Annotated in this window: 4 protein-coding genes; 3 read left to right on the top strand and 1 reads right to left on the bottom strand. The window is 64.0% G+C overall.

Features of this window, described 5'->3' with window-relative positions:
• The first annotated feature begins 222 nt into the window (after window positions 1–222).
• Entirely contained in the window at window positions 223–630 is a 408-nt protein-coding gene (locus WC739_RS24765) for a F0F1 ATP synthase subunit epsilon (RefSeq protein ID WP_372955624.1), read from the top strand.
• 51 nt (window positions 631–681) lie between these two features.
• On the opposite strand, the gene WC739_RS24760 is transcribed toward WC739_RS24765, so the two are convergent.
• The gene (locus tag WC739_RS24760) at window positions 682–2,199 is read right to left on the bottom strand and encodes a mannitol dehydrogenase family protein (RefSeq protein WP_372955623.1); all 1,518 of its coding nucleotides are present in this window, start codon (window positions 2,197–2,199) and stop codon (window positions 682–684) included.
• A gap of 176 nt (window positions 2,200–2,375) precedes the next feature.
• Here WC739_RS24760 and uxaC point away from each other — a divergent pair, with 176 nt between their 5' ends.
• Window positions 2,376–3,785, top strand: coding sequence for a glucuronate isomerase (gene uxaC / locus WC739_RS24755; RefSeq protein WP_372955622.1), 1,410 nt, complete (start codon window positions 2,376–2,378; stop codon window positions 3,783–3,785).
• A 62-nt stretch (window positions 3,786–3,847) separates the two neighbouring features.
• Window positions 3,848–4,140 (top strand): cupin domain-containing protein (locus WC739_RS24750; RefSeq protein ID WP_372955621.1); only part of this gene is annotated, 293 nt, incomplete at its 3' end.

Below are 4,140 nucleotides of genomic sequence, written 5' to 3'. Positions count from 1 at the left end.
AGGGCTTCAAGGGGCTCTGTAATGGCGACTACGATCACCTGCCGGAGGCTGCCTTCTACATGGTCGGCGGCATCGAGGAAGCGGTCGAGAAGGCACAGCGCCTCGCGGCTGAAGCGGCATAAGAAGCGAATAGCGAATAGGGAGTAGCGAATAGGGGCCAGGTGAGCCGAGCGAGTTTCTTCCCTACTCGCTACTCACTCTTCCCTACTCGCTAAGTTGAATATGGCTGAAGCTTTCAAATTCGAACTCGTCTCGCCAGAGCGCCTGCTGGTCTCCGAACAGGTCGAATCGGTCGTCATTCCGGGCGCCGAGGGCGAGATGACGGTGATGGCGCATCATGCGCCGGTCATGACCACGATCAAGCCGGGCGTCGTCACCTTGAAGACAGTGTCGGGGCAAGAAGAACGCTATGTGGTGTTCGGCGGCTTCGCCGACATCGTTCCGTCGGGCTGCACGCTGCTGGCCGAGTCTGCGGTTGCCGTGAAGGATGTCGACCGCGCCGATCTTGCCCGCCGCATCCAGGCAGCCAAGGAAGATGCCGCTGACGCCAAGGACGACCAGTCCCGCAGCAAGGCGGAACAGTTCCTTAGCCAGCTCACGACGCTGGAAGGCGCCGTCCTGCCGGCTTGAAACCCATTAAAATGACTGAGTAAAAAAGCGGGGCCTTGTCCCGCTTTTTGTTTAGCTGCCCAATGCAGCGAGTGCAGCCGCCGGTCCGCCACGGCGCAATTGTTCGAGATGGTTGGCTGTGAGCTCCATCAACCTTTCGCCACCCGGCTGCCCCTTGGCGAAGCCAGCCAGATCAAAAATCGAGGCGACGGTTTCGGTGGCAGATAGCTGCCTGGCGCCGGGTACGGTCAGCGCCGCGTCGAGCGGATCGGTGAAATGGCCTGCCGGCAAAGTCTTGCCGCGCGCCTCGCAAGCGGCGATCCATGCCGCCACCACCAGCGACAGATGCGCCGGCCGGACGCCGTCTTCCAACCGCTCAAGGGCTGAGGCAATGATGCGTTGCGGCAGTTTCTGGCTGCCGTCGTTGGCGATCTGTGCCGTGCGATGGGCGAGCGCGGTGTTCGAGAAGCGCTGGGCGAGCTCCCTGGTGTAGCTCGCCGTGTCGAGCCCGGCATCCCTAGGCAGCGTCGGGATCGCCTCGGCCCAGAGCGCATCGACAAATCGCCGGATCGCCGGATCGGCGAAGGCGCGGTCGACCGTGGCATGACCGCTGAGCAGGCCAAGATAGGCGATGGCCGAATGCGCGCCGTTGAGCAGCCGCAGCTTCATGTCTTCATAGGGCCGCACATCACCGACCATGGTGACGCCGAATTGTTCCCAGGCCGGCCGCCCGCCTGGAAAATGGTCCTCGATCACCCATTGGCTGAACGGTTCGGTCATCACCGGCCAGGCATCTGCCACACCGAGCTGGCCGGCGACGCGCGCGCGGTCGTCGTCGGTGGTCGCCGGCACGATGCGGTCGACCATGCTCGATGGAAAGGCGACTTCGTCGGCGATGTGACGGGCAAGATCGGCATCGCCCGAATGCGCGAGCCTGGCATCGCCCGAATGGGCGAGCCTGGCATCCCGCAAGGCGGCGAATTCGACGATCAGGCGGTGCAGCGTGGCGCCGTTGGCCGGGAGATTGTCGCAGCAAAGCACAGTGAAAGGCGCTATGCCGGCAGCGCGGCGCCGGGCGAGAGACTCGGTCAGAAAACCATGCGCGGTCTTCGGCAGTTCCGGTCTTGTCAGATCGGCGACAATGTCAGAATGGGCGGTGTCGAGCCCGCCGCCGGCGGCCCGCAGATAGGCCTTCTCGGTGATCGTCAGCGTAACGATGCGGGTGCGCGGATCGGTCAATACCGCCAGCACCGCGCCGGGGTCTTCCGGCGCCACAAGCATGGAACCGATAGAGCCGATGATGCGGAGCTTTTCTGCGCCGCTGCTGCGAATCGCCAGCGTGTAAAGCCCATCCTGTGGCGCCAGCGCGTCGCGCGTGTCGGGGCTGCGCAAGGAGACGCCGACGATACCCCAGCCTGTCTCGCCGGCCGACAGGCAGTCGTCGACATAGACGGCCTGATGGGCCCGGTGGAAAGCGCCGACCCCCAGATGCACGATGCCTGGGGAGACCTTGGCGCGATCATATCCGGGGATTTCGACCTGCTCGGACAACTGCTTCAGCGTGGCGTTGGACAAAGGGGTGCTGGTCATCACATCACAAGAGCTGAGGGTTTCGACGGCGTGGCATGGAGATGTCACCGCGCGGCGGATGACAAGCGGCGTAACATCTGTTCCCACCTGCCGCAAGGATGCCCGTTTCGAGGCTACGTTGACATCGCCTGCGCCCGAACATACCGATTGCTCAACCTGGAAGGAGCCGCTGTCCCATGGTTGCGCTGATCAATCCGGACCTGCTCTTTCCGTCCGAGGCACATTCGCGCTCGCTTGCCCGCGACCTCTACGCCGGCGTGAAAGACCTGCCGATCGTCAGCCCGCATGGTCACACCGATCCACGCTGGTATGCGCTGAACGAGCCGTTCCCCGATCCGGCGCAATTGCTCATCGTGCCGGACCACTACATCTTCCGCATGCTGTTCAGCCAGGGTGTGAGCCTCGAGGATCTGGGCATCGCCACCCGCGATGGTTCGGCCGTCGAGACCGATGGCAGGACGATCTGGCGGCGCTTTGCCGAGAACTATTTTCTCTTCCGCGGCACGCCGACGCGGCTGTGGTTCGACCATGTGCTGGCGCATCTGTTCAACATCGAGGAGCCGTTGAACGCCGCGACGGCCGACCGCCATTACGACACGATCGCGACCCTGCTGCAGTGGGATAACTTCCGACCGCGCGCCTTGTTCGAGCGCTTCAACATCGAGGTGATCGCGACGACGGAAGGCGCGCTCGACGATCTCGAATGGCACCGGATGATCCGGGACAGCGGCTGGCAGGGCAGGGTCGTCACCGCGTACCGGCCGGACGCCGTCGTCGATCCGGACTTCGAGGGATTTTCGGCCAATCTCGACAGGCTTGGCGAGATCACCGGCAGCGATACCGGCCGCTGGGCCGGTTATCTCGACGCGCATCGCCAGCGCCGCGCCTTCTTCAAGAGCTTCGGCGCGACCTCGTCCGATCACGGTCATCCCACAGCCGAGACCGCTAATCTCTCGGACGCTGCGGCCGAGGAACTGTTCAATCGCATACGGCAAGGGTCCGACGACGAGCGCGAAAAGCGACTGTTCCGCGCCCAGATGCTGACCGAGATGGCCAAGATGAGCAGGGACGACGGGCTGGTGATGCAGATCCATCCCGGCTCCTTTCGCAATCATTCGCCCGCGATCTTGCGGGCATTCGGCCGAGACAAGGGTTTTGATATCCCGACACGCACCGACTATGTGACGGCGCTGAAGCCGCTGCTCGATTGCGTCGGGCTGGAGCGCGACCTGACCATCATCCTGTTCACGCTCGACGAGAGCAGTTACGCGCGCGAACTGGCGCCTTTGGCAGGCGTCTATCCCGCGCTGAAGCTCGGGCCGGCCTGGTGGTTCCACGATAGTCCGGAAGGCATGCGCCGTTACCGCGAGATGACCACCGAGACCGCGGGCTTCTACAACACCGTCGGCTTCAACGACGACACCCGTGCCTTTCCATCGATCCCAGCCCGCCACGACGTGGCGCGCCGGGTCGACTGCGCTTTCCTGGCCAAACTTGTCGCCGAACACAGGCTTCGCGAAGACGAGGCGCATGAGCTGGCCGCCGAATTGGCCTATACGCTGGCCAAGAAGGCCTATCGGCTGTGACGCGGGCAGCCTGCTTGGGCGATTCGATCCTTGCCCAAGGCATCCGCAATGAGGAGCCAACAATGACAGAAGCCAAGGTTTTCGCGCATGCCGGCGAGGGTGAATGGACGGCGACGCCGGACGGCAACCGCCGCCGCGTGCTCCTGCACACCGACGAGCTGATGATGGTCGAATTCGGCTTCGACGAGGGCGGCGTCGGCGCCCTGCATTCGCATCCGCATGTCCAGGCAAGCTATGTCGCCGAAGGCCGCTTCGAGGTGACCATCGACGGCCGGACTGAGATCCTCGATGCCGGCGGCAGCTTCATCGTGCCGTCCGGCCTTGTGCACGGCGTCAAGGCACTGGAGGCAGGGCG

It is taken from the genome of Mesorhizobium sp., assembly GCF_041661565.1.
In the GTDB taxonomy this organism is placed as follows: Bacteria; Pseudomonadota; Alphaproteobacteria; order Rhizobiales; family Rhizobiaceae; genus Mesorhizobium.
Note: the sequence above shows the minus strand (reverse complement) of the source record. Positions and strands in the feature narration are given on the sequence as shown.

Excerpts from the sequence above, each read along its gene's own strand:
- WC739_RS24765 (WP_372955624.1), top strand. The coding sequence starts at position 223 with ATGGCTGAAGCTTTCAAATTCGAACTCGTCTCGCCAGAGCGCCTGCTG.
- WC739_RS24760 (WP_372955623.1), bottom strand. The coding sequence starts at position 2,199 with ATGACCAGCACCCCTTTGTCCAACGCCACGCTGAAGCAGTTGTCCGAG.
- uxaC (WP_372955622.1), top strand. The coding sequence starts at position 2,376 with ATGGTTGCGCTGATCAATCCGGACCTGCTCTTTCCGTCCGAGGCACAT.